This window comes from Mesorhizobium sp. CA12 (genome assembly GCF_020165255.1).
Classification (GTDB): domain Bacteria; phylum Pseudomonadota; class Alphaproteobacteria; order Rhizobiales; family Rhizobiaceae; genus Mesorhizobium.
Map to the genome: position 1 here is coordinate 115,460 of NZ_JAIUHT010000008.1, position 19,016 is coordinate 134,475.

General features: G+C 63.1%; 20 protein-coding genes. 10 read left to right on the plus strand and 10 right to left on the minus strand.

Going from position 1 to position 19,016, the window contains the following annotated elements; translation table 11 throughout:
- Positions 1 to 140 precede the first annotated feature (140 nt).
- The 5 genes from LB520_RS15330 to LB520_RS15350 all read left to right on the plus strand — a co-directional run bounded on the left by LB520_RS15330 (position 141) and on the right by LB520_RS15350 (position 3,871).
- Positions 141 to 1,679: a DegQ family serine endoprotease gene (locus tag LB520_RS15330; RefSeq protein WP_224531745.1), complete on the plus strand. Its 1,539-nt coding sequence runs from the start codon at positions 141 to 143 to the stop codon at positions 1,677 to 1,679.
- Between the two features lie 113 nt (positions 1,680 to 1,792).
- A complete protein-coding gene (locus LB520_RS15335; protein ID WP_224531746.1) occupies positions 1,793 to 2,404 on the plus strand; it encodes a molybdopterin-dependent oxidoreductase in 612 nt (203 codons plus the stop codon).
- A 24-nt stretch (positions 2,405 to 2,428) separates the two neighbouring features.
- A complete protein-coding gene (locus LB520_RS15340; protein ID WP_224638041.1) occupies positions 2,429 to 3,169 on the plus strand; it encodes a ferredoxin reductase in 741 nt (246 codons plus the stop codon).
- Positions 3,170 to 3,236: 67 nt separating this feature from the next.
- Positions 3,237 to 3,470: an AbrB/MazE/SpoVT family DNA-binding domain-containing protein gene (locus tag LB520_RS15345; protein ID WP_095768178.1), complete on the plus strand. Its 234-nt coding sequence runs from the start codon at positions 3,237 to 3,239 to the stop codon at positions 3,468 to 3,470.
- Complete coding sequence (locus LB520_RS15350) at positions 3,467 to 3,871, plus strand: type II toxin-antitoxin system VapC family toxin (RefSeq protein WP_224545298.1); 405 nt, start codon at positions 3,467 to 3,469, stop codon at positions 3,869 to 3,871. The genes LB520_RS15345 and LB520_RS15350 overlap by 4 nt, the downstream gene beginning before the upstream one ends.
- Positions 3,872 to 3,896: 25 nt before the next feature.
- On the opposite strand, the gene LB520_RS15355 is transcribed toward LB520_RS15350, so the two are convergent.
- The 5 genes from LB520_RS15355 to LB520_RS15375 are packed head-to-tail and all read right to left on the minus strand — an operon-like array spanning position 3,897 to position 8,300.
- Complete coding sequence (locus LB520_RS15355; RefSeq protein ID WP_224638042.1) at positions 3,897 to 5,369, minus strand: nucleotidyltransferase family protein; 1,473 nt, start codon at positions 5,367 to 5,369, stop codon at positions 3,897 to 3,899.
- Entirely contained in the window at positions 5,369 to 6,046 is a 678-nt protein-coding gene (locus LB520_RS15360; RefSeq protein ID WP_224638043.1) for a glycosyltransferase family 2 protein, read from the minus strand. The genes LB520_RS15355 and LB520_RS15360 overlap by 1 nt, the downstream gene beginning before the upstream one ends.
- Positions 6,043 to 6,798, minus strand: a complete 756-nt coding sequence (locus LB520_RS15365; RefSeq protein WP_224638044.1) for a glycosyltransferase family 2 protein — start codon at positions 6,796 to 6,798, stop codon at positions 6,043 to 6,045. The genes LB520_RS15360 and LB520_RS15365 overlap by 4 nt, the downstream gene beginning before the upstream one ends.
- Positions 6,795 to 7,844, minus strand: a complete 1,050-nt coding sequence (locus LB520_RS15370; RefSeq protein ID WP_224638045.1) for a serine kinase — start codon at positions 7,842 to 7,844, stop codon at positions 6,795 to 6,797. The genes LB520_RS15365 and LB520_RS15370 overlap by 4 nt, the downstream gene beginning before the upstream one ends.
- 33 nt (positions 7,845 to 7,877) lie before the next feature.
- On the minus strand, positions 7,878 to 8,300 hold the full coding sequence (locus LB520_RS15375; protein ID WP_224631468.1) for a PqqD family protein: 423 nt from the start codon (positions 8,298 to 8,300) through the stop codon (positions 7,878 to 7,880).
- A 621-nt stretch (positions 8,301 to 8,921) separates the two neighbouring features.
- Between LB520_RS15375 and LB520_RS15380 the strand changes: the two genes are divergently transcribed.
- On the plus strand, positions 8,922 to 9,128 hold the full coding sequence (locus LB520_RS15380; protein WP_095768185.1) for a DUF680 domain-containing protein: 207 nt from the start codon (positions 8,922 to 8,924) through the stop codon (positions 9,126 to 9,128).
- A 69-nt stretch (positions 9,129 to 9,197) separates the two neighbouring features.
- Complete coding sequence (locus tag LB520_RS15385; RefSeq protein WP_095768186.1) at positions 9,198 to 9,431, plus strand: DUF680 domain-containing protein; 234 nt, start codon at positions 9,198 to 9,200, stop codon at positions 9,429 to 9,431.
- Between the two features lie 185 nt (positions 9,432 to 9,616).
- On the opposite strand, the gene LB520_RS15390 is transcribed toward LB520_RS15385, so the two are convergent.
- The 5 genes from LB520_RS15390 to LB520_RS15410 all read right to left on the minus strand — a co-directional run bounded on the left by LB520_RS15390 (position 9,617) and on the right by LB520_RS15410 (position 16,124).
- Positions 9,617 to 10,729: an ABC transporter ATP-binding protein gene (locus LB520_RS15390; protein WP_224638046.1), complete on the minus strand. Its 1,113-nt coding sequence runs from the start codon at positions 10,727 to 10,729 to the stop codon at positions 9,617 to 9,619.
- A 35-nt stretch (positions 10,730 to 10,764) separates the two neighbouring features.
- Positions 10,765 to 12,429 carry an alpha-glucosidase gene (locus LB520_RS15395; RefSeq protein WP_224638047.1) on the minus strand — a complete coding sequence of 555 codons (1,665 nt, stop codon included), beginning with the start codon at positions 12,427 to 12,429 and terminating at the stop codon, positions 10,765 to 10,767.
- A 4-nt stretch (positions 12,430 to 12,433) separates the two neighbouring features.
- Positions 12,434 to 13,588, minus strand: a complete 1,155-nt coding sequence (locus LB520_RS15400; RefSeq protein ID WP_224638048.1) for a carbohydrate ABC transporter permease — start codon at positions 13,586 to 13,588, stop codon at positions 12,434 to 12,436.
- 1 nt (position 13,589) lies between these two features.
- Positions 13,590 to 14,603: a carbohydrate ABC transporter permease gene (locus tag LB520_RS15405; RefSeq protein WP_095768190.1), complete on the minus strand. Its 1,014-nt coding sequence runs from the start codon at positions 14,601 to 14,603 to the stop codon at positions 13,590 to 13,592.
- Between the two features lie 165 nt (positions 14,604 to 14,768).
- Entirely contained in the window at positions 14,769 to 16,124 is a 1,356-nt protein-coding gene (locus LB520_RS15410) for an ABC transporter substrate-binding protein (protein WP_224638049.1), read from the minus strand.
- Between the two features lie 118 nt (positions 16,125 to 16,242).
- Between LB520_RS15410 and LB520_RS15415 the strand changes: the two genes are divergently transcribed.
- The 3 genes from LB520_RS15415 (at position 16,243) to LB520_RS15425 (ending at position 18,992) form a co-directional block, all read left to right on the plus strand.
- Positions 16,243 to 16,467: a hypothetical protein gene (locus LB520_RS15415; protein WP_224638050.1), complete on the plus strand. Its 225-nt coding sequence runs from the start codon at positions 16,243 to 16,245 to the stop codon at positions 16,465 to 16,467.
- Positions 16,468 to 16,483: 16 nt separating this feature from the next.
- Entirely contained in the window at positions 16,484 to 17,506 is a 1,023-nt protein-coding gene (locus LB520_RS15420) for a substrate-binding domain-containing protein (protein WP_224638051.1), read from the plus strand.
- Positions 17,507 to 17,645: 139 nt separating this feature from the next.
- Positions 17,646 to 18,992, plus strand: coding sequence for an NAD(P)/FAD-dependent oxidoreductase (locus LB520_RS15425; protein WP_224638052.1), 1,347 nt, complete (start codon positions 17,646 to 17,648; stop codon positions 18,990 to 18,992).
- The last annotated feature ends 24 nt before the right edge of the window (positions 18,993 to 19,016 follow it).

Consider the following 19,016-nt stretch of genomic DNA (forward strand, 5'->3'; position numbering starts at 1 on the left):
ACCCTAAATCCTGATTGTCGATCCGGCCGGCTGCCATGCAAGGCGAGGCAGGCAATCCCGGTCGCCGACACGCCAACGGATGCGTGCTTCGAGACACATCCGGGGTGCCCGATCAACCTCTCGCCCGGACAGAAACGACCATGTCACCCATGAACATTCTTCGCAGACATCGCGTCGCGGCCCTGTTGGGCGCTGCGCTGATCATTTCTCCCGTTATTGGTTCCTTTGCCGAGAGCACGAACAACGCCGGATTGAGCAACGCCGTCGCCACCACGCAAACTCCCGCCGCCGGCGTTACCGCGCCTAACGGCTCCTTCGCTCCCATCGTTGCCACCACAAAGCCGGCAGTCGTAACAGTCACGACAATGATGAAGGGCCAGCCGGACGCCATGAGCGAGGGTTCGCCCTTCGACGGCAACTCGCCTTTCGACGACTATTTCCGGCAATTCTTCGGCGACCAGGGCATGCCGATGCCCAAGACGCCCCCTCAGCGGGCACCACGTAGCGAGGCGCTCGGCTCCGGCTTCATCGTCAGCGCGGATGGCACAATCGTAACCAACAACCATGTCATCGACGGCGCCAGCTCGATCAAGGTGACGCTCGACGACGGCACCGAGCTTCCGGCCAAGCTTGTCGGCCACGATGCGAAGCATGACCTGGCTGTGCTCAAGATCAAGGCAGACAAGCCGTTGCCGACCGTCAAGTGGGGCGATTCCAGCAAGCTGATGACCGGCGACCAGGTGCTGGCGATCGGCAACCCATTCGGCATCGGCACCACGGTTACCGCCGGCATCGTGTCGGCGCGCGGCCGCGATCTCCATAGCGGGCCGTTCGACGATTTCATACAGATCGACGCGCCGATCAATCACGGCAATTCGGGCGGTCCGCTGGTCGACATCCATGGCAATGTGATTGGCATCAACACCGCCATCTACTCGCCCAATGGCGGCAGCGTCGGCGTCGGCTTCGCCATCCCGTCGGATCAGGCCCAGAAAGTCGTGGCCAAGCTGATGAAGGGCGGCGACATCGAATACGGCTATCTCGGTGTGCAGATCCAGCCGGTCACTCCGGATGTTGCCGGCGCCATCGGCCTCGACCATCCTGCCGGAGCCTTGGTTTCGTCGGTCACGCCGGGCTCGCCGGCGGCCAAGGCGGGCATTGAAGTCGGGGATGTGATCACCGGCTTTGGCGGCCAGGAGATCAAGGATCCGAAGGACCTGTCGCGCGCCGTCGCAGATGTCCCGCCCGGCAACAAGGAAACCGTCGACATCTGGCGTAAGGGCAAGGCGGTTCAGGTCTCCGCAGACGTCGGCCGCAACACCGACGAGGTGCAGACCGCCTCGAATGGCGAAGGCGGCAAGCCGTCAGCGGGCCAGGGCGTGCCGTCGCTCGGCCTCGGGCTGACCGATATCACTCCCGATATCCGGCAGGAGCTCAACCTTGCCGACAACCAGCACGGCGCCGTGATTGAGCGTGTCAATCCGGACAAGGCGGCTTCGGCGGCGGGCCTCCAGCCGGGAGACGTGATCATCGGCGTCGACCAGACGCCCGTAAAGAACGCCAGACAGGCGAACCAGGCGATCGCCGAGGCAGCCAAGTCGGGCAAGAAGTCGGTGCTGCTGCTTGTCGATCGCGGCGACCAGCAGATCTTCGTCGCAGTGCCTTTCGCGGCCGGCTGACGACGTCGTGGCGACCTGCCTGTTGCAAGGCGGGTCGCCAAGATTCTTGTTGCCCGTAGAGGTATATTCGAGAACACTCCCCGCATCCTTCCACCGGTGCAGGAGGCGTCTCGATGGTCACGCGCGGCTTTTTTTCCGGACGGCGTCCTCCTTCCGACGCCGACGCGCGCATCCCGCCGGGCCAGTACCTGGAACAAGGTTTCCCGGTTCTCTCGGCCGGGCCGACGCCGCGCGTGCGCACCGAAAATTGGTCCTTCACCTTGAAGCAGGGGCCGCGACCGCTCAAGAAATGGAACTGGGCCGAGTTCAACGCCCTGCCGCAAAGCAAGATGACGCGCGACATCCATTGCGTGACGGCCTGGACCAAGTTCAACACGCCCTGGCAGGGCGTGATGATCGACGACATCCTCGCCGATGCCGGCATCGAGCCGCCGACGGCCTACACGCTGGCGCTGTCGTTTGACGGCTATTCCACCAATGTGCCGACCAAGGACCTCATCACCGGCAAGGCGATGGTGGCGCTGCTTTACGAAGGCAAGCCGATCACGCCTGATCATGGCGGGCCGGCCCGGCTTCTGGTGCCGCATCTCTATTTCTGGAAATCGGCCAAATGGGTGAACGGCCTGCAGTTCACCGAGCGCGACGAGCCGGGCTTCTGGGAGCTGCGCGGCTATCACATGTATGGCGACCCTTGGCGCGAGCAGCGCTATTCCAGTGACCCGTGAGGGGCGATTTGTGAGCAGCAATCGATGAGCGCCGAGCCGTCGCCGCAATCGCCCTGGCAGGCAGCCACGATCACCCGCATCCAAAAGCGCACGCCGCGCGTCACCAGCTTCTGGTTCCAGCCGACGCGGCCCTTCGCCCATCTGGCCGGGCAGCATGTCGACATCAGGCTGACGGCGCCGGACGGCTATCAGGCGCGCCGCTCCTATTCTATTGCCTCGGCGCCGGGTGGCGGCATCGAGCTCGCGATCGAGCGGCTCGACGACGGCGAGGTCTCGCCCTTCTTCCACGACGTGGCTGCCGTCGGCGACGAGATCGAGCTGCGCGGACCGCTGGGGGGCCATTTCATCTGGGAGGAGAGCGACGGCGGGCCGATCCTTCTGGTCGGCGGCGGCTCGGGCGTCGTGCCGCTGATGGCGATGGTGCGCCATCGCACGCTGCGCAACAAAGCGGTACCCGTTGTGCTGGTGTTCTCGGCGCGGGTCTGGGACGAGGTGATTTTTCGCGACGAGCTGATCGGTCTCGACGATCGCCGCGTTGGTTTCGATCTGGTGCTGACGCTGACCCGCGAGCCGGCTAGGCGGCCGTCCGACTATTCCCGGCGCGTCGACGCCCGCATGATGGTGCAGGCCGTCGAGCGCCTGCCGAAGGCGCCGAGGCTCGCCTATGTCTGCGGCTCAAACGCCTTCGTCTCGGCCGCCGCTGATGCCCTGATTGGCGCCGGCGTTCCGGCGGGGATTATCCGCACCGAGCGCTATGGAGTTTGACAGAAGCCCGTTGAAATTCGACCGAAAGGTAATACCTTACTACAATTGGTATTACTGAGGAGCGAAGATGGCCACCACCGTTACGTCAAAAGGACAGGTCACCATTCCAAAACCGGTCCGCGATCTGTTGGGGATCGTTCCGGGAAGCAGGGTCGATTTCCGGCGCGCCGCCGATGGGAGCGTAGTGCTTGCTCGTGTCGACAGAAAGCAAACGGCGAGCCGCTTCGCCAAGTTGCGCGGCCATGCCGGCGAGGGGCTTACGACCGACGCGATCATGGCGCTGACGCGTGGTGAAGCGTGACGCTCATCGACACCAACGTCCTGCTTGACCTTGTTACTGACGATCCAAACTGGGCAGATTGGTCGGTTGCTCAGCTTGAGGCGGCGAGCCTCAACGGACCATTGTTGATCAACGATGCGGTCTATGCGGAGCTCGCCGTACGCTATGCCCGCATCGAGGATCTTGACGCTTTTCTCGATGCGGCCGGTCTTGAAATGGCTCCCATGCCGAGGGCCGCTCTTTTCCTTGCCGGAAAGGTATTTACACAGTACCACCGGTCAGGAGGACAAAAGACTGGTGTTTTGCCGGACTTCTTCATTGGTGCGCACGCTGCGGTCGGCCATCTTCCACTTCTGACCCGCGATATCGGCCGATATCGAACCTATTTCCCCTCCCTGAAGCTGATTACCCCAGGCTCTTGAGCCGTCCCGGACTGTTGCGCTGATGTCAGCCGGTCGGAGAGAATTTCGCCGAAACGAGCTGGAAAGGCAGCGCGCCGTAGCTGGCGACGGCCTGCTCGTTGTCCCAGACGCGAAACTGGCGTGACGGCCGAGCCTCCAGCACCAGGGCCCGTCCTGTCCGCTCAAGCTTCACCTTGCCGCGAAAGCGCAGCATCCGCTCCCCGCCGGAACGGCTGATTGCCATCGACCGCAGCCGGGCCACGTGCCGGTCGCCCGCATTGATCTCCATCTCGATGCGTCGCCTGACCGGCGGGACGACGATGCGCACGACAAGATCGAGCATCATCTCGCTGGCTTCGCCCTGCGGTCCGTCCAGGGTTTGCGAGAGCACAAATGCGGCAGGCCCGCCTGTCGCCTTCGTCGTCACGGACTTGCCGCGCCACACGATGTCAGGCTCGGTCTGCTTCAGCCGGCCTTTCTTGCGCTGCAGGCGCAACTGCTTTGCAAATCCCCGCGACAGCCAGGTCAGCGCGCCGAAATCGGTGCGCGGCTTGGCCTGCAGAACCGACGACAGCCGCGCCGCGCCGCGCCGGTCAGCCATGTCCACCACCTTGGCCAGCACGTCCTCCGGCATAGCGATGCCGATCTCCAGCGCAAGATAGGAAAGCGCCACCGCCGCGGCGACGGCGAGACTGCGCCTGGCGATGACATCGAGGAATATGGTCCAGTCGACAGTGCCGCCCTCGATGGCCACGGTGCAATCGACCAGCCAGTCGCTATGCGTATGTGCGTCGAGGCCGCCATGCGCGATGGCGAGCGCGATGCGGTCGGCGGCCGAGGGGACGACTACGCTGACGTCGCTGAATTTGGCGGCAATCGCGCGGCGCCAGATGGCGAGGTCGTCCTCGGTGTTCTGCTGCGACCCGTCATAGGCAAGCTGATGCAGGTCGATGTCGCCGTAATTGCCCTTGAAGAAATTCATCGAGCGCAGCGATCCCAGCCGTGCGCGCAGATATTGCGGGGAAACACCGCTGGCGATCTGCCAGCCGCGGTCGCGCAGCACATCGAAGGCCGGCTGCATATCGCCCGGCCGCACCAGTATATCGATGTCATGCGCCACGCGCCCGCGCTGCGCGGCGGCATCGAGCGCGGTGCGGCTGGCGCCCTTGATCAACATCACCGTGCAGCCGGCATCGACCATCGCCTTCAGTGCGGGCTCGGCCTCGCGCATGGCCATGCGCGACTTCGTCCACAGCATCTTCTGCAGGCCAACCAGGCGCGGATAAGCGGCGTTGCCGGCAAGCTTGCGTCCGAACCTGTCGGAAATCGCGGCAAGCAACCGGTGTTCCCGGAACGAGACGTGGTCGATGTCGTTCTCGTTCAGCCAGCCGGCGGCGCAAAGGCGCGCCGCCTCTTCGTCGGGCAGAAGTGCTGCCTTGAGCAACCGGTCGAGCGAGCCGGTCGGCCAGGACCAGCCATAGTCCGGAAAACGCCTGCCGATGCTACGGATCTTCGCCATCAGCTGGAGCTGGCTTTGCTTTGTGCCCGTCGCAGCATGGCCAGGCGTGCCACTTCCAGGTAACCGCGGTCGCGTGCCGCGTCGCGCCCATAGGACAGGCTCCCCGGCCTGATGCGCCGCAGCGCCAGGACATCAGGCATCATGTCGAGGACAAAACCGCTTTCCCGCGCGCGGGCGATCCAGTCGATCATCTCGCCGCGGCCGCCCGGCGGATCGACCATCGGGCCGACGCTCTCCGCGGTCTCCCGGCGCATCAGCATCGTTGAGCGCGACCAGCCGGGCGTTGCGGTCGGGGCTATCGCGTCGGGCTCTCCGTCGCGGAAGGCGCGCATATGGGTGAAGACCCCGGATGCGCCGGGAAGCCGTTCGAGATGGGCAAGCTGCGCCGCGATCTTTCCAGGCAGCCAAAGGTCGTCGGCATCGAGCGTGGCGACGAAGGGCGTCGACAGCGCGGCGATGCCGCGGGTGGTCGCGCTGCCGGGTCCGGCATTGTCCTGGCGCAAAAGCCTGAGCGGCAGGTCGATGCCGCCGATCGCGCCGGCGAGATCGTCGGTCGAGCCGTCGTCGACCACCACAACCAGTTCGGGCCGCAACGTCTGCGCCGCCACCGATCGCAGCGTCTCCGCGATCGTAGCGCTGGCGTTGTAGGCCGGAATGACGACGCCGTATGCGCTCATGACATGAACTGCCAGTCCGCGAGTTTCTTCAGTTCGAAGATGCCTTCGATCGGCTTGAGCGAAGGGTTGGCCCTGCGCCGCTTCATCGACTTGTAGATCGCGCGCATGAACTCGCGCGACTGGACATCTTGCTGCCTTGTCATGTTGCCGGCGTGCCGCCGGTAATAAAGCGCCAGCGTGTCCGGAAGCGCGCATCGGGGGCCGACCTCAAAGCTGCGCAGCAGGAAGTCCGTATCCTCGGCCTGGACGAAGTCCTCGTCGAAAGCGCCGATCCGGTCGACCAGACGGCGCGAGAAGATCGCCGCCGAGAGATGGATGCCGCGAACCGTGATGCTGGTGCTGTCGCGGGTCGGCTCCAGCGTCTCGTCGTCGATCGTGTCGACCAGCATCATCCTGGAATAGGTGAGCTCGAGAGAAGGATCGCGCCTGAAAAGGTCCAGATCCGCCGCGAAGCGCCCGGCCGGCGAGATGTCGTCCGAATCGAGAAAGGACACCAGTTCCGTCTCCGGCTTGAGCCGGCTGAGCCCGCTGTTGCGCGCCCGGGTCACGCCCATGTTTTCCTGCCGAAACAGCCGGATGCAAGGCGCTTCGTCCATCATCGCGCGCACCGCTTGGGCCGAACCGTCGGTCGAGCCGTCATCGATGACGATGATGTCGAGATCGGCGGCGTCGCGCTGCCTGATGAGCGAACGCAATGCCGCAACGACATAGCGCTCGCGGTTATAGACAGGCATGATCACGCTCAACTTCACTGGGCGCTCCGGACAAGGAAATCCGCAATCGTAGCGGCGATTTCTCCTGGGCGTGACCCAAGCGAAATCCGGTAGCATGGCAGTAGCCGGGTCAGATCGCTGAAGAAGCGAAAACCGCTTTCGCGTTCGCCAGGCATCTGGGCGATGCCGGACGGCGCCAGCGCGATGATGGCATCCTTGCGCGAAATCGGTGCGATCGAACTTATCTTTCCGCCGCTGACATGTGGCACCAGCAACGCGCAAATGTCCAGACTCTCACCTACTGGCCGGGGCGCGATCTCGTGAATGTGGAAGGCATGCTTGCCTTGCCAGTTGAGCGGGCGGCCGGTTCCCAGCCGCCTTTCCAGCCCGAGCCGGGCGAAACCCGGCGGATCCTGCTTCAGGATCGAAAACAGCGGTCGCGCTGTCACGCCGCCGGAAAGATCGATCAGCACGTAATCGTCGCCGACGCTGTCCAGTCCGTTGAGCAGTCCTGCAACGACGGTTCCGGATTTTCCCGCACCCCCGGCGCCTGCCAGCAGCACGCCCCTGCCGTCGAGGCCCAGCGTGCCGGCATGGCCAAGGCGCATGCCGCGCGCGGCGTATTCCCAGTGCAGGAAGGCGCGCAGCGGCGACCCCTGCTCCCAAGGCGGAAACGCGTCGGGAGACCGCATCAACTGGACGCCGATCCGTCGGGCGGGATCGTAGACCTGCCAGAAATCCAGATCGTGGTAATGATGGCCGCGCAGCCCTGCCTCGGCAAGTTTCCGGGCAAAGCCGTGCTCGGTGAAATGCGCATCGCCCCAGCTTGCCGGTTCCGGCATGTCGCCGATGCCTGGATGGCCGATGAAGATACGGCATTGGCGGGAGTCCCGCGGATCGCCTTCGGCTTCGATGAAGGCCTGGCCAAGGGCATCAGCGAGCGCGCCGGGATCGAGATGCGCGATCAATTCCAGCCCTGGCAGGCGGACAGCACGCCGGACCGGAAACTGCCCGGCCGCGCCTTCGGCAGCGGCGATGAGAAAGCGGGCATAGTCCGGCAGGGTCTCGAGCGTCACATGTGGCATGGTCTGTTCCGGCCGCCCTGACCCTTCGCCGGTTCAGGAAACCTGCCTGACGGCCGGCCAGCCGAGCGGCTCCTCGACTTCATGGATCGGGTCAACGATGATCAAGTCGGCAAGATCGTCATGGACGCTCACGGTGAGCGGTTCGCTCGCCGCAGCCAGCGCCGCCGGCAAATCGTCGGATGACGGCAGCGGCGTTGCGCTGGAAGGCGTCAGCAGCCCGAACTCGACCAGCTGCGTAATGAATGCCTCGATGGCGGCGGCGTCGATCCTGCCAGCGGCCGATCGGATCAGCGCTTCGGTGCCGACACCCGAGGACAGCGCCTGCCACATTTTGCTGCCGGAATCGGAGAAGCCGAAATACTTGCCGTTGGAGAGGTCGAGCACGACAGCTTCGCCGTCGAAGGATTCGAAGACGATGTCCCGGCTCGCAACGGCGTAGACGTCGGAAAGAGGCATGTTCTTGACCCCCGCTCTGCAATTCCGGCCGGCGGCTGCGCCGGTCGTATCGTTGCCCTGACCCCTGGACAACGCCTGTAAACACTCGATCCTTGCTTGGCAAGGCAGGGCATAACGGCGTCATCTCGACCATTTTGGTGTTCAATTCGCGGTTCGAGCCCCGATTTTTGGGCGCCGACAAGCAGGGCGACCGCGACCCTCCCGGCGCGAATACCCGCTGGCCTGCAGTCTGAACATGGTCATGGAGCGGGCCGAATCGGCCTGTGGAACCGGGGTATGACGGTTAATAGTATCGAAAAGTGACTATTAGGAGATTCTAAAATCGAACTGAACGGTTCGTTTCTGTTGACGGTGCGTGCAGGACGGTGTGAACGTTGGCGCTCCGATACATTTGGTGAGCCAACGGTCAAATCTGCATAAGTCCTTGATTAAATGCGATAAAAATAAAGTCATAGGCATGCTTATCAAAACTTCAAGATGCGCAATCATGGTCCAGACGGAAAAACTTCGTGATTGGAATCCCGCCCTCGGCTCACCCAAATCAGCGCTGTCCGAACGACGCGATTTCATTCCCAAGACACGCCGCTAGACGGACTGAATAAAGATACTGGAGTAGCAAAAATGAAAAAGATTGTTCTCACTGCCGCAGCCCTTCTGGCAATTTCTGGCAGCGCCTTTGCTGGTAGCGACCATTACAACCCGAATGAAGCCAATCAGGCGGCGGCCAAGGTCGACTCGTCCTACACGGCTGCGGTCCGCCAGTCTGCGCCGGCCACTCAGCAGCCTGCCACGACGGGCGCCGACCACAACCTTTTCGGCAACAACTAACGGTCGACTTGAACCGGCGGCGGGCTCGCCCGCCGCATCGGTCGGACCACAAGATTCAGGAGCACTGAAATGAAGAAGATCGTTCTTGCCACGGCCGCCCTGCTGGCCGTTTCCGGCGCTGCTTTTGCGGGCAGCGACAATTACAACAACAGTGGCGTCAACCAGCCGGCCCCGGCGGTCGATACCACCCCTACGTCGTCGATCGGCACCGACTCGCCTGTCTACAAGCTGCTGAACTCGTCGCGCGACGTGCAGAAGTCGGCGCCTCAGGGTGCCGACCGCGACCACTTTGGCAACCGTTGACAGCCGACTGTGATTTGAAAGAGAGAGCGGCGGGCCAGGCCCGCCGCTCTCTTTTTTGCCGGGAAAGCCAGCCTGCCGATAAAGCAATTCCAGGAAAAGTGTAAGCGGTTTTCCGTCCGGAATTGCGTGAAAACAAAGAGATAGAGAGTTTCGCCGTTTCGGTGAAACGGTGAAACTCTCTAGCGTCAGGCAGCCTTTGCTTCCTCGCGATGCAGCGTGAAGGAATGGCCGTCGGCGTCAAAGATGTGCAGATCGCCGGCGCCGGCGTTGAGCCGCAGCGTCTCGCCGCGCTTGACCTCGACATTGCCCGGCAGCTTGGCAACCAGCGGCAGGTCGGCGCGGCCGATATCGATATAGACGAGCTGAACCTCGCCGAGCTGCTCGATATAGTCGACCTTGCCTTCGAACAGAAAGTCCGCGCCTGTGGCAATCGCCAGATCCTCCGGCCGCACGCCGAAGCTGACCGCCGCGCCATTGGCCGAGGCCGGCGTCGCGATCGGCACCGTCGCCTTGCGGCCGCCGACATGGCTGACCACGGTCGGATTGCCGGCCTTCTCGATCTTTGCCGGCAATATGTTCATGGCCGGTGAGCCGATGAACTGGGCGACGAACAGGTTGCCGGGCCGCTTGTAGAGTTCCATCGGCGTGCCGACCTGCTCGATAACGCCTTCCTTCAAGACCACGATGCGGTCCGCCAGCGTCATCGCCTCGACTTGGTCGTGCGTGACGTAGATCATGGTGGTGTTCGGCATCGATTCCTTGAGCTTGGCGATCTCGATGCGGGTGGCGACGCGCAGTGCTGCGTCGAGATTCGACAACGGCTCGTCGAACAGGAACACCTTCGGGTTCCGCACGATGGCACGGCCGATGGCGACGCGCTGGCGCTGGCCGCCCGACATCGCCTTGGGCAGGCGGTCGAGATATTTGGTCAGTTGCAGGATCTCCGCCGCCTGGCGCACGCGCTTGTCGATCTCGGCCTTGCTTTCCTTGCCGATCTTCATCGAGAAGGCCATGTTGTCGTAAACTGTCATATGCGGATAGAGCGCATAGGACTGGAACACCATGGCGATGCCCCGCTTCGACGGCGGCACGTCGTTCACCACCTCGCCGTCGATCTTCAGCTCGCCCGACGTGATCTCCTCGAGGCCGGCGATCGACCTCAGCAAGGTCGACTTGCCGCAACCCGACGGCCCGACGAAGACGATGAACTCGCCTGATTTGATATCGAGGTCGATGCCGTGGAGAATGTTGAGGTTGCCGTATGATTTCTTCACCTGGCTGAGCGTGACATCGGCCATGTTTTTCTTCTCCCGTTGATCCCTGTTTTAGAAGTTCAGTCGATGCGTCCGAACCAGGCGCCGTAGCCGCCGAGGCGGACCGGCCCGCTGCCAGTCTGTCCCGAAAAGCCGTGCCCGGGCAAGGGTTGCAGCGCACCTTTGCCGAGATCGACCTCGGAGGGCTTGCTGCCGAGATTGAAGGCGCAGACGATCCGCTCATTGCCCTCGCGGCGCGTGAAGGCGACGGTGTCGCCATCGCTTTCGATAAAGTTGATGTCGCCCTTGGTCAGCCCCGGATGCTGGCGCCGGAAGGCTAGGAAGCGGCGGTAATGTTCGAGCAGCGAGCTTGCGTCGCCTTGCTGCACGTTGACCGCCTGCGACAGGTGCTTGCCCGGCACCGGCAGCCACGGCTTGGCGGTCGAGAAACCGCCATTTTTGGCGGCCGCGTCCCAAACCATCGGCGTGCGGCAGCCGTCGCGACCCTTGAACTCCGGCCAGAACCGGATGCCGTAGGGATCCTGCAGGTCCTCGAACTTCAGCTCCGCCTCGCCAAGGCCGAGCTCTTCGCCTTGATAGATGCAGACCGAGCCGCGCAGCGACATCAAAAGCGCCGAGATCACCTTCAGATAGGCGGTCGGATCCGCCTCGTTGGCGGCCCAGCGCGAGGCAACCCGCATCACGTCATGGTTGGAGAAGGCCCAGCACGACCAGCCGTCACTGGCGACCGTGCCGAAGGCCTCCAGCACCGCGCGCGCTTTCGCCGCGCTGATCTTCTCCGGCGCCAGGAAGTCGAAGGAATAGCACATATGGACGCGCTTGCCGTCGGCGGTGTAGGCGGCGACCACCTCCAGGCCGCGCTGGGAATCGCCCACCTCGCCGACGGCCGCCTGCGCCGGATATTCGTCGAGAAGCGCGCGGAAGCGCTCCAGGAAGCCGAGATTCTCCGGCCGGCTCTTGTCGTAGATATGGTCCTGGTAATTGTAGGGATTGACCGCCGGCGCCGTCTGGTCGTTGCGCTGTTCCGGCGGCAGCGGCGGATTGTCCTCCAGCCCCTGGCTGTGGAAGTAGAAATTGATCGTGTCGAGGCGGAAGCCGTCAACGCCGCGCTCCAGCCAGAAGCGGGTGATGTCGAGCAGCGCGTCCTGAACTTCTGCGTTGTGGAAGTTGAGGTCGGGCTGCTCGGCCAGGAAATTGTGCATGTAATACTGCTGGCGGCTGGTGTCCCACTGCCAGGCCGAGCCGCCGAAGATCGACAGCCAGTTGTTGGGCGGCGTGCCGTCGGGCTTTGCGTCCGCCCACACATACCAGTCGGCTTTCGGATTGTTGCGGCTGGAACGGCTTTCCTTGAACCAGGGGTGGATATCGGCGGTGTGCGACAGCACCTCGTCGATCATCACCTTGAGCCCCAGCCGATGGGCTTCCGTCACCAGCGCGTCGAAATCGGCGAGCGTTCCGAACATCGGGTCGACGTCGCAATAGTCCGACACGTCATAGCCGAAATCCTTCATCGGCGATTTGAAGAAGGGCGAGATCCAGATGGCGTCTACGCCGAGCGAAGCGATATAGGGCAGGCGCTGAACAATGCCCTTCAGGTCGCCGATGCCGTCGCCGTTGGAGTCCTGATAGGAGCGCGGGTAAATCTGGTAGATCACCGCGCCCCGCCACCAGTCGCGGTCCACGGCCGGGTCTGGCTGCGACGTCGCCTTCAAAGCCGATTGCATGTCTTCAACCTCCTTTCACCGAGCCGGCAAGCAGCCCGCGGACGAAATAGCGCTGCAGCGAGAAGAACACGAACAGCGGCACGATAATGGTGATGAACGCCGATGTGGTCAGGATCTCCCACTTGCCGCCGCGCGAGCCGAGCAGCGCGTTGAGCTTGGCCGTCAGCACGATCTGATCGGGCGCCGTGCCGAGGAAAACCATCGCCACCAGTAGATCGTTCCATACCCACAGGAACTGGAAGATGGCGAAGGAGGCAAGCACCGGGAAGGACAGCGGCAGCACGATCTTGACGAAGATCTCGAAGTCGCTGGCGCCGTCGATGCGTGCCGATTCCATGATCTCGCGCGGCAGGCCGGCGATATAGCTCCTCAGCAGGTAGATGGCGAAAGGCAGGCCGAAGCCGGTATGTGCCAGCCATATGCCGAGATAGGTCTTGGACGGCACGCCGAAGAAGGCGCCGACCCCGTTATAGAGCCTGAGCAGCGGGATCAGCGACATCTGCAGCGGAACCACCAGAAGGCCGATGATCACCGCGATCAGCAGCGGCCGTCCGGGAAAGCGCATCCAGGCCAGGGCGTAGGCTGCGAAGGCTGCGATCAGGATTGGGATGATCGTCGCCGGGATGGTCACCGTCAGCGAGTTCATGAACGAGCGGCCGATGCCTTCGGAAAACAGCACCGCATCGTAGTTGTCCGTGGTGAATTTCGGCGGCGCCGAGGAGGCGAAATAGACGCGCTGGCCGCGGTCGCCCTCGAAGGCCTTCGGCGACGACAGCACGAAGCCGCCGTCGGCATTCATCTGCAGCGTGACGCCGTCATCGAGGTCGGCAACCGATCCCGCCTTGTACTGCGTCGGCGCGGAGGACTTGACGCCGAAGGCGCTGATCTCGCGCTTGAGGCCATCGCCGAAGATATTGCCCTCGATGACGTATTTGCCGTCCTTCTGGGTTTGCGCCGACGCGCCCGGCAGCCGTCCCGCCTCGCTCTGGCTGGAGCTGGCGAAGGAGTTCCACCAGCCGGAGGCGACGATCTGGTCCTTGTCGCGCAGCGACGAGACGAGGATGCCGAGGGTGGGGATGGTCCAGATCGCCACGAAGACGAGCACGGCGATATGGACGCCGAAGCGGCCGGCAAAGGACTTTCCTGTCTTGGTCGCCATCTCAGTGCCCTCCCGTCTCTTTGTTGGCCTGGCGGATGTTCCAGACCATGATCGGGATGACCGCGATCATGATGATGATGGCGATGGTCGCGCCGCGGCCGAAATCGCCGCCGCCGCGGAACATCCAGTCGAACATCAGATTGGCGAGCACCTGTGTATTCCACTGGCCGTTGGTCATGGTCAGCACGATGTCGAACACTTTCAGCACCAGGATGGTGATGGTGGTCCACACCACGGCGATCGTGCCCCAGATTTGCGGCACCATGATCTTCCAGAAGATCTGGAACGGGTTGGCGCCGTCGATCACGGCCGCTTCCAGCGTCTCTTCCGGAATGCCGCGCAGCGCCGACGACAGGATGACCATCGCAAAGCCGGTCTGGATCCAGATCAGGATGATCATCAGGAAGAAATTGTTCCAGAACGGCAGCGATATCCAGACCTGCGGCTGGCCGCCGAAATATTGGATGATGGCGTTGAGCAGGCCGATCTGCACCTGGCCCTCGCCACGGTACTCGTAGATGAATTTCCAGATCACGCTGGCGCCGACGAAGGAGATCGCCAGCGGCAGGAAGATCAGGCTCTTGGCGATGGTGCCCCACCAGATCTTGTCGGTGAGCACGGCGATGATCAGGCCGAGGAAGGTGCAGGCAGCCGGCACCACGGCCAGCCACAGGATGTTGTTGAAGATCGAATTGCGCAAATCATGATCGCTGACCGCCCATTCATAATTGGCGAGCCCGACGAAATTGGTGCCGCCGCGGTCGAAGAAGGAGAGCCACAGCGTCGCGATCACCGGGTAGATCAGGTAGATGGCTAGGATGATCATCGCCGGCCCGACGAACAGCCAGGGCCGCACCATTCCCTGGCGGCGCAAATTGTCGACGGCGGCGGTGCCTGAGACGCCGCGTGACGGGAAGACTAGATCGAGCAGTTTGTTGGCGCCCCAGAAATAGGCGACGCAGCCGCCGACGCCGATGATGATGACGAATATGGCCGAGAAAATCTGAGCCGCCATGGGTCCCTCTCCCTGCGCATGACCGGCCGGCCGAGGCTGGCGATCGGATGCACCGACTTTCGGTTATTCGGAACAATCGAAACGCGAAGGCTTCCGGCGCGGACCGCCGGTCGGACCCGGGCCGTAGCCCGGGTCCAATAGGAGGATTAGGAAGATTTCAGGATGCTATTTGATGCCGTCCCAGCTTTTCTGGATGTCGGCGGCGACGTCCTGCGCGGACTTGCCGCCCACCAGGTCGACCATGCCGGTCCAGAACGAACCCGCGCCGATCTTGCCCGGCATCAGGTCGGATCCGTCGAACCGAACCGTCGTGGCGCCGACCAGGATCTCGCCCTGCTTCTTCAGCGCGTCGCTGCCATAGGCCTCCTTGTTGGCTGCCTTGAAGGGGGTGACGAAGCTCTTCTGCGCCATCCACAATTCATGCGCGAGCGGCATCTCGAGGAACTTGATGAACTCGCGCGAGGCCTTGGAATCCTTGGTGATCATCACCAGCGTTCCGGCCACTTCCAGCGGCGTGCCCAGTTCCGGCTTGGAGGCGTAAGGCGGGTAGGGGAAGAAGTCGGCGTCCTGGCCGAGCTTCACGTTTTCCGGGAAGAAGGACGGGATGAACGATGCCTGGTGGTGCATGTAGCACTTGGGCGGCACGGTGAAGAGGCCCTTCGGACTGTCGCGGAAGTCGGTCGCCGCGACCGCCTTGGCGCCGCCGTCCACCATCTTGTCGTCGGTGGCGATCTTGCGGAAGATGTCGATGGCGTTGACCACGGCCGGGTCGGTGAACGGGATCTCGTTCTTCACCCACTTGTCGTAGACTTCCGGCGGCTGCGTCCTCAGCATGATGTCCTCGACCCAGTCGGTCGCCGGCCAACCGGTGGCGCCGCCCGAACCCAGCCCGATGCACCAGGGCTTGCCGCCGTCGGCGACGATCTTCTTCTCCAGATCGGCGAGTTCTTCTTGGGTCTTCGGCACCTTGTAGCCGGCCTCGTCGAAATTGTCGGGCGAGTACCAGACGAGCCCCTTCACGTCGATCTTGTAGGGAAAGGCATAGAAGCCCGATTTGCCGTCCTTGCCCGTATAGGTGCCGAGCTTGGCCCAGGAGTCGCCGGCGGCGTAATTTTCCTTGATCCAGGCCGCGACGTCGTCGCCCAGCGGGGTCAGCACGCCCTTGGAAGCAAGATCCTGGATGAGGCCGGGCTGCGGCAGGACGGCGATGTTGGGCGGGCTGCCGGCCTGGGTGTCGATGACGATCTGCTGCTCATAATTCTCGGACGAGGAATATTTCACCTCAGCGCCGGTCGCTTCCTGGAAATAGTCGAGAACGGATCGGACAAGCGCCTCGTCCTCGCCGCGCCACGGCCCGAAGATCGTCAGCGTCTCGCCCTTGAGGTCGACCTTCTTGAGGTCGTCGTAATTGGCCCAATGAAATTTCGAATCCTCGCCCGGCTTGAACTTCAGTTCGGCTTGCGCCGGCAGGCTGAGGGTGAGTGCCGCGAACGCCGCACCCAAGAGAAGCATTTTCTTCATCGCAAGTCCTCCCAGTGATCACAAAAAGGACGAAACCTCCATTTCGTCCGCCGACGCCGCGGAACTGTGACTCAGCGAAAGGGCAACCGCAACCTTTCGAAGAGACTTCCAAAGCGCTTTGGCTATTTTGATCTCGCCATTGAATCGCCTTGGAGTCAAGTGGGCGACGTCATTAATCGATTTAAATGGGAGACGATTAAGCGAAAAAAGTGCAGCGCAGCATGCTTTTTTGGCGCTGCAGCAGCAATTTTGCTTCAAACGACGCTGTCTGGCCTCTAAGGTCGTCCTGCTTGATGATCTCGCCAACAATCGTCAGATCGATTCAAAATTGAAAGCGCTTTGAGGCTGGAGGGCCTCCGATGAACCTCAAGCAGCTGTCGCATATGCTGTCGCTCTCGCAGACCACGGTAAGCCGGGCGCTGAACGGCTACCCCGAGGTCAACGAGGAGACCCGGCGCCGGGTTATGGATGCCGCCAAGCGCCATGGCTACCGGCCGAACCCCAGCGCGCGCCGGCTCGCCACCGGCAAGTCGGGAATGATCGGCTATGTGCTGCCGACCGGGGCCGCCGTCGACATCGATCCGCACTTCGTCGAATTCCTCTCCGGCCTCGGCGACTATGCCCGTGCGCACGAGCTCGACCTTGTGCTTTCGCCCGCCGATGCTGATGACGAAGAGACGACCTACCGGCGCATCGTCGCCAACCGCCAGGTCGACGCCGTCTACCTGTCCTCGCCGCGGCCGGCCGACAAGCGGCTGGCGCTGGTCAACACGCTGGGCATCCCTTTCATCGTCCATGGCCGCAGCGAAGGCTTCGATTTCGACTATCCCTATCTCGACATCGACAATGAGGGCGCCTTCCACGAAGCGTCGAGGCTGTTGATCCAGCTCGGCCACAAGCGCCTGGCGCTGATCAACGGCAACGAGCGCGAGACCTTCGCCATCCACCGCGAGCGCGGCATGCGCCGCGCGCTTGCCGCGAACGGACTGACGCTCGGCGAACGCCACATCCGCTCGGTGGCGATGACCGAGGAAAACGGCTACCGGGCCGCCCGCCGCCTGCTCGAGGAGGCTGAGCCGCCGACGGCGATCGTCTGCTCCAGCCTGATCATGGCGCTGGGTGTGGTGCGCGCCGTGCGCGATCTCGGCCTCACCGTTCCGGGAGACCTCTCGCTGATCGCCCATGACGACGTCTTCCCCTGGCTGCGGCCGGAGAATTTCCCGGTGCCGCTGTCGACGACACGCTCCTCGATCCGCCTCGCCGGCGCACGTGTCGCAGAACGGCTCGCGGCGCGGATATCGGGGTTGGAAGAGGGGGCTCGCGGTGAGGTCTGGCCGGTAGATCTGATCGTCAGGGGATCGGTGGCCGGAGCGCCGATATAGGCGCCTAATCCAACAGCTTCGCCACTGACTCATTCCGGGCAACTGCCGTGGGACAACGGTCAGCCTTCGGCTGCTCCTGATATTGGACGGTGACAACCGGTAAGCCAGAACCGTCAACCAGTCCTTCCGGATGCGCCATTTGCCGACATTCCCATTCACCGAAGCGGATCCAGTCCAGTACCCCGGTCCTCCGCCGAAGGCTTCGGAGGTGGTGATCGTCGGCGGCGGGATCATCGGCGTAACGACGGCCCTCTTCCTTGCTTCCCGAAACATTCCGGTGACGCTGCTGGAAAAAGGCCGCGTTGCGGCCGAACAGTCCTCTCGCAATTGGGGGTGGATCAGAAAGCAGGGACGGGACGCGGATGAGCTGCCGATCGTCATCGAGGCCATTCGCCTATGGCGGCAACTGGCCGAGGAATGCGGCGAGGACATCGGGCTCAACCAGACAGGCGTGACCTACCTGGCGAACGCCGACAAGGATATGGCCAAGTTCGAAGAATTCATGAGGATCGCCGCGATCCATGAGCTCGACACACGCCTCCTGGGCGCCGACGAGACCGCAAAACTCATCACCGGCATGTCGCGCAGGTTCAAGGGCGCGATGACGACGCCCTCCGATATGCGCGCGGAACCTTGGTTGGCGGTGCCTGCGTTAGCCAGGCTTGCCGTGCGAAAAGGCGCCAGGATCGTGGAGAATTGCGCGGCGCGCACCCTCGAGATCGCAGCCGGCAGGATCAAGGGCGTTTGGACCGAGGCGGGATATATCGAGACCTCAACCGTGCTGGTCGCGGGCGGCGCCTGGTCGTCCCTGTTCCTGGCGAGACATGGCGTAGCCATCCCCCAGCTCAGCGTCCGCGTTACCGTGGCCGCCACAGAACCCATGCCTGAGGTCTATCGAGGCGCGGCCGCTAACGACCACATCGCTTTCAGGCGCAGGCAGGATGGCGGATATACGCTCGCTGCGGGCGGCAGCCACTTGCTTTACCTGGGGCCTGACGCATTCCGGCACTTCACCAAGTATATTCCCGCCCTCAGGGACAATCCGTTCGGAACGCGCTATTTCCCGTTCGCTCCGTCAGGCTACCCGGACGGCTGGTCGACGCCACGCGATTGGGCGCCGGATTCCGCAAGCCCTTTCGAAAGAATGCGCGTGCTCAACCCAGCCCCTGAGCCGGCAAAGCTTCGCTCGATCGAGCGCAATTTCAAACAGCTTTTCCCCCGGTTCGAGACGGTTCGCCTGAAGGCCGGCTGGGGCGGCATGATCGACGCCATGCCCGATGTCGTTCCCGTCGTGGATCGGGTCCAGGCGATCGGCGGTCTTTTCGTCGCGACGGGCATGAGCGGCCACGGATTCGGTATCGGGCCTGGCATCGGCCGCGTCGTCTGCGACATGATCCAGGGAAATGAAACCGGCCACGACCTCAGCCGTTTTCGATTGTCGCGTTTCTATGATGGAAGTCCTGTCCGGCTAGGTCCCGCGCTTTAAATGGGCAACTGGTTGCTGCGGCGT

Excerpts from the sequence above, each read along its gene's own strand:
- LB520_RS15330 (WP_224531745.1), top strand. The coding sequence starts at position 141 with ATGTCACCCATGAACATTCTTCGCAGACATCGCGTCGCGGCCCTGTTG.
- LB520_RS15335 (WP_224531746.1), top strand. The coding sequence starts at position 1,793 with ATGGTCACGCGCGGCTTTTTTTCCGGACGGCGTCCTCCTTCCGACGCC.
- LB520_RS15340 (WP_224638041.1), top strand. The coding sequence starts at position 2,429 with ATGAGCGCCGAGCCGTCGCCGCAATCGCCCTGGCAGGCAGCCACGATC.
- LB520_RS15345 (WP_095768178.1), top strand. The coding sequence starts at position 3,237 with ATGGCCACCACCGTTACGTCAAAAGGACAGGTCACCATTCCAAAACCG.
- LB520_RS15355 (WP_224638042.1), bottom strand. The coding sequence starts at position 5,369 with ATGGCGAAGATCCGTAGCATCGGCAGGCGTTTTCCGGACTATGGCTGG.
- LB520_RS15360 (WP_224638043.1), bottom strand. The coding sequence starts at position 6,046 with ATGAGCGCATACGGCGTCGTCATTCCGGCCTACAACGCCAGCGCTACG.
- LB520_RS15370 (WP_224638045.1), bottom strand. The coding sequence starts at position 7,844 with ATGCCACATGTGACGCTCGAGACCCTGCCGGACTATGCCCGCTTTCTC.
- LB520_RS15375 (WP_224631468.1), bottom strand. The coding sequence starts at position 8,300 with ATGCCTCTTTCCGACGTCTACGCCGTTGCGAGCCGGGACATCGTCTTC.
- LB520_RS15380 (WP_095768185.1), top strand. The coding sequence starts at position 8,922 with ATGAAAAAGATTGTTCTCACTGCCGCAGCCCTTCTGGCAATTTCTGGC.
- LB520_RS15385 (WP_095768186.1), top strand. The coding sequence starts at position 9,198 with ATGAAGAAGATCGTTCTTGCCACGGCCGCCCTGCTGGCCGTTTCCGGC.
- LB520_RS15390 (WP_224638046.1), bottom strand. The coding sequence starts at position 10,729 with ATGGCCGATGTCACGCTCAGCCAGGTGAAGAAATCATACGGCAACCTC.
- LB520_RS15395 (WP_224638047.1), bottom strand. The coding sequence starts at position 12,429 with ATGCAATCGGCTTTGAAGGCGACGTCGCAGCCAGACCCGGCCGTGGAC.
- LB520_RS15400 (WP_224638048.1), bottom strand. The coding sequence starts at position 13,588 with ATGGCGACCAAGACAGGAAAGTCCTTTGCCGGCCGCTTCGGCGTCCAT.
- LB520_RS15405 (WP_095768190.1), bottom strand. The coding sequence starts at position 14,603 with ATGGCGGCTCAGATTTTCTCGGCCATATTCGTCATCATCATCGGCGTC.
- LB520_RS15410 (WP_224638049.1), bottom strand. The coding sequence starts at position 16,124 with ATGAAGAAAATGCTTCTCTTGGGTGCGGCGTTCGCGGCACTCACCCTC.
- LB520_RS15420 (WP_224638051.1), top strand. The coding sequence starts at position 16,484 with ATGAACCTCAAGCAGCTGTCGCATATGCTGTCGCTCTCGCAGACCACG.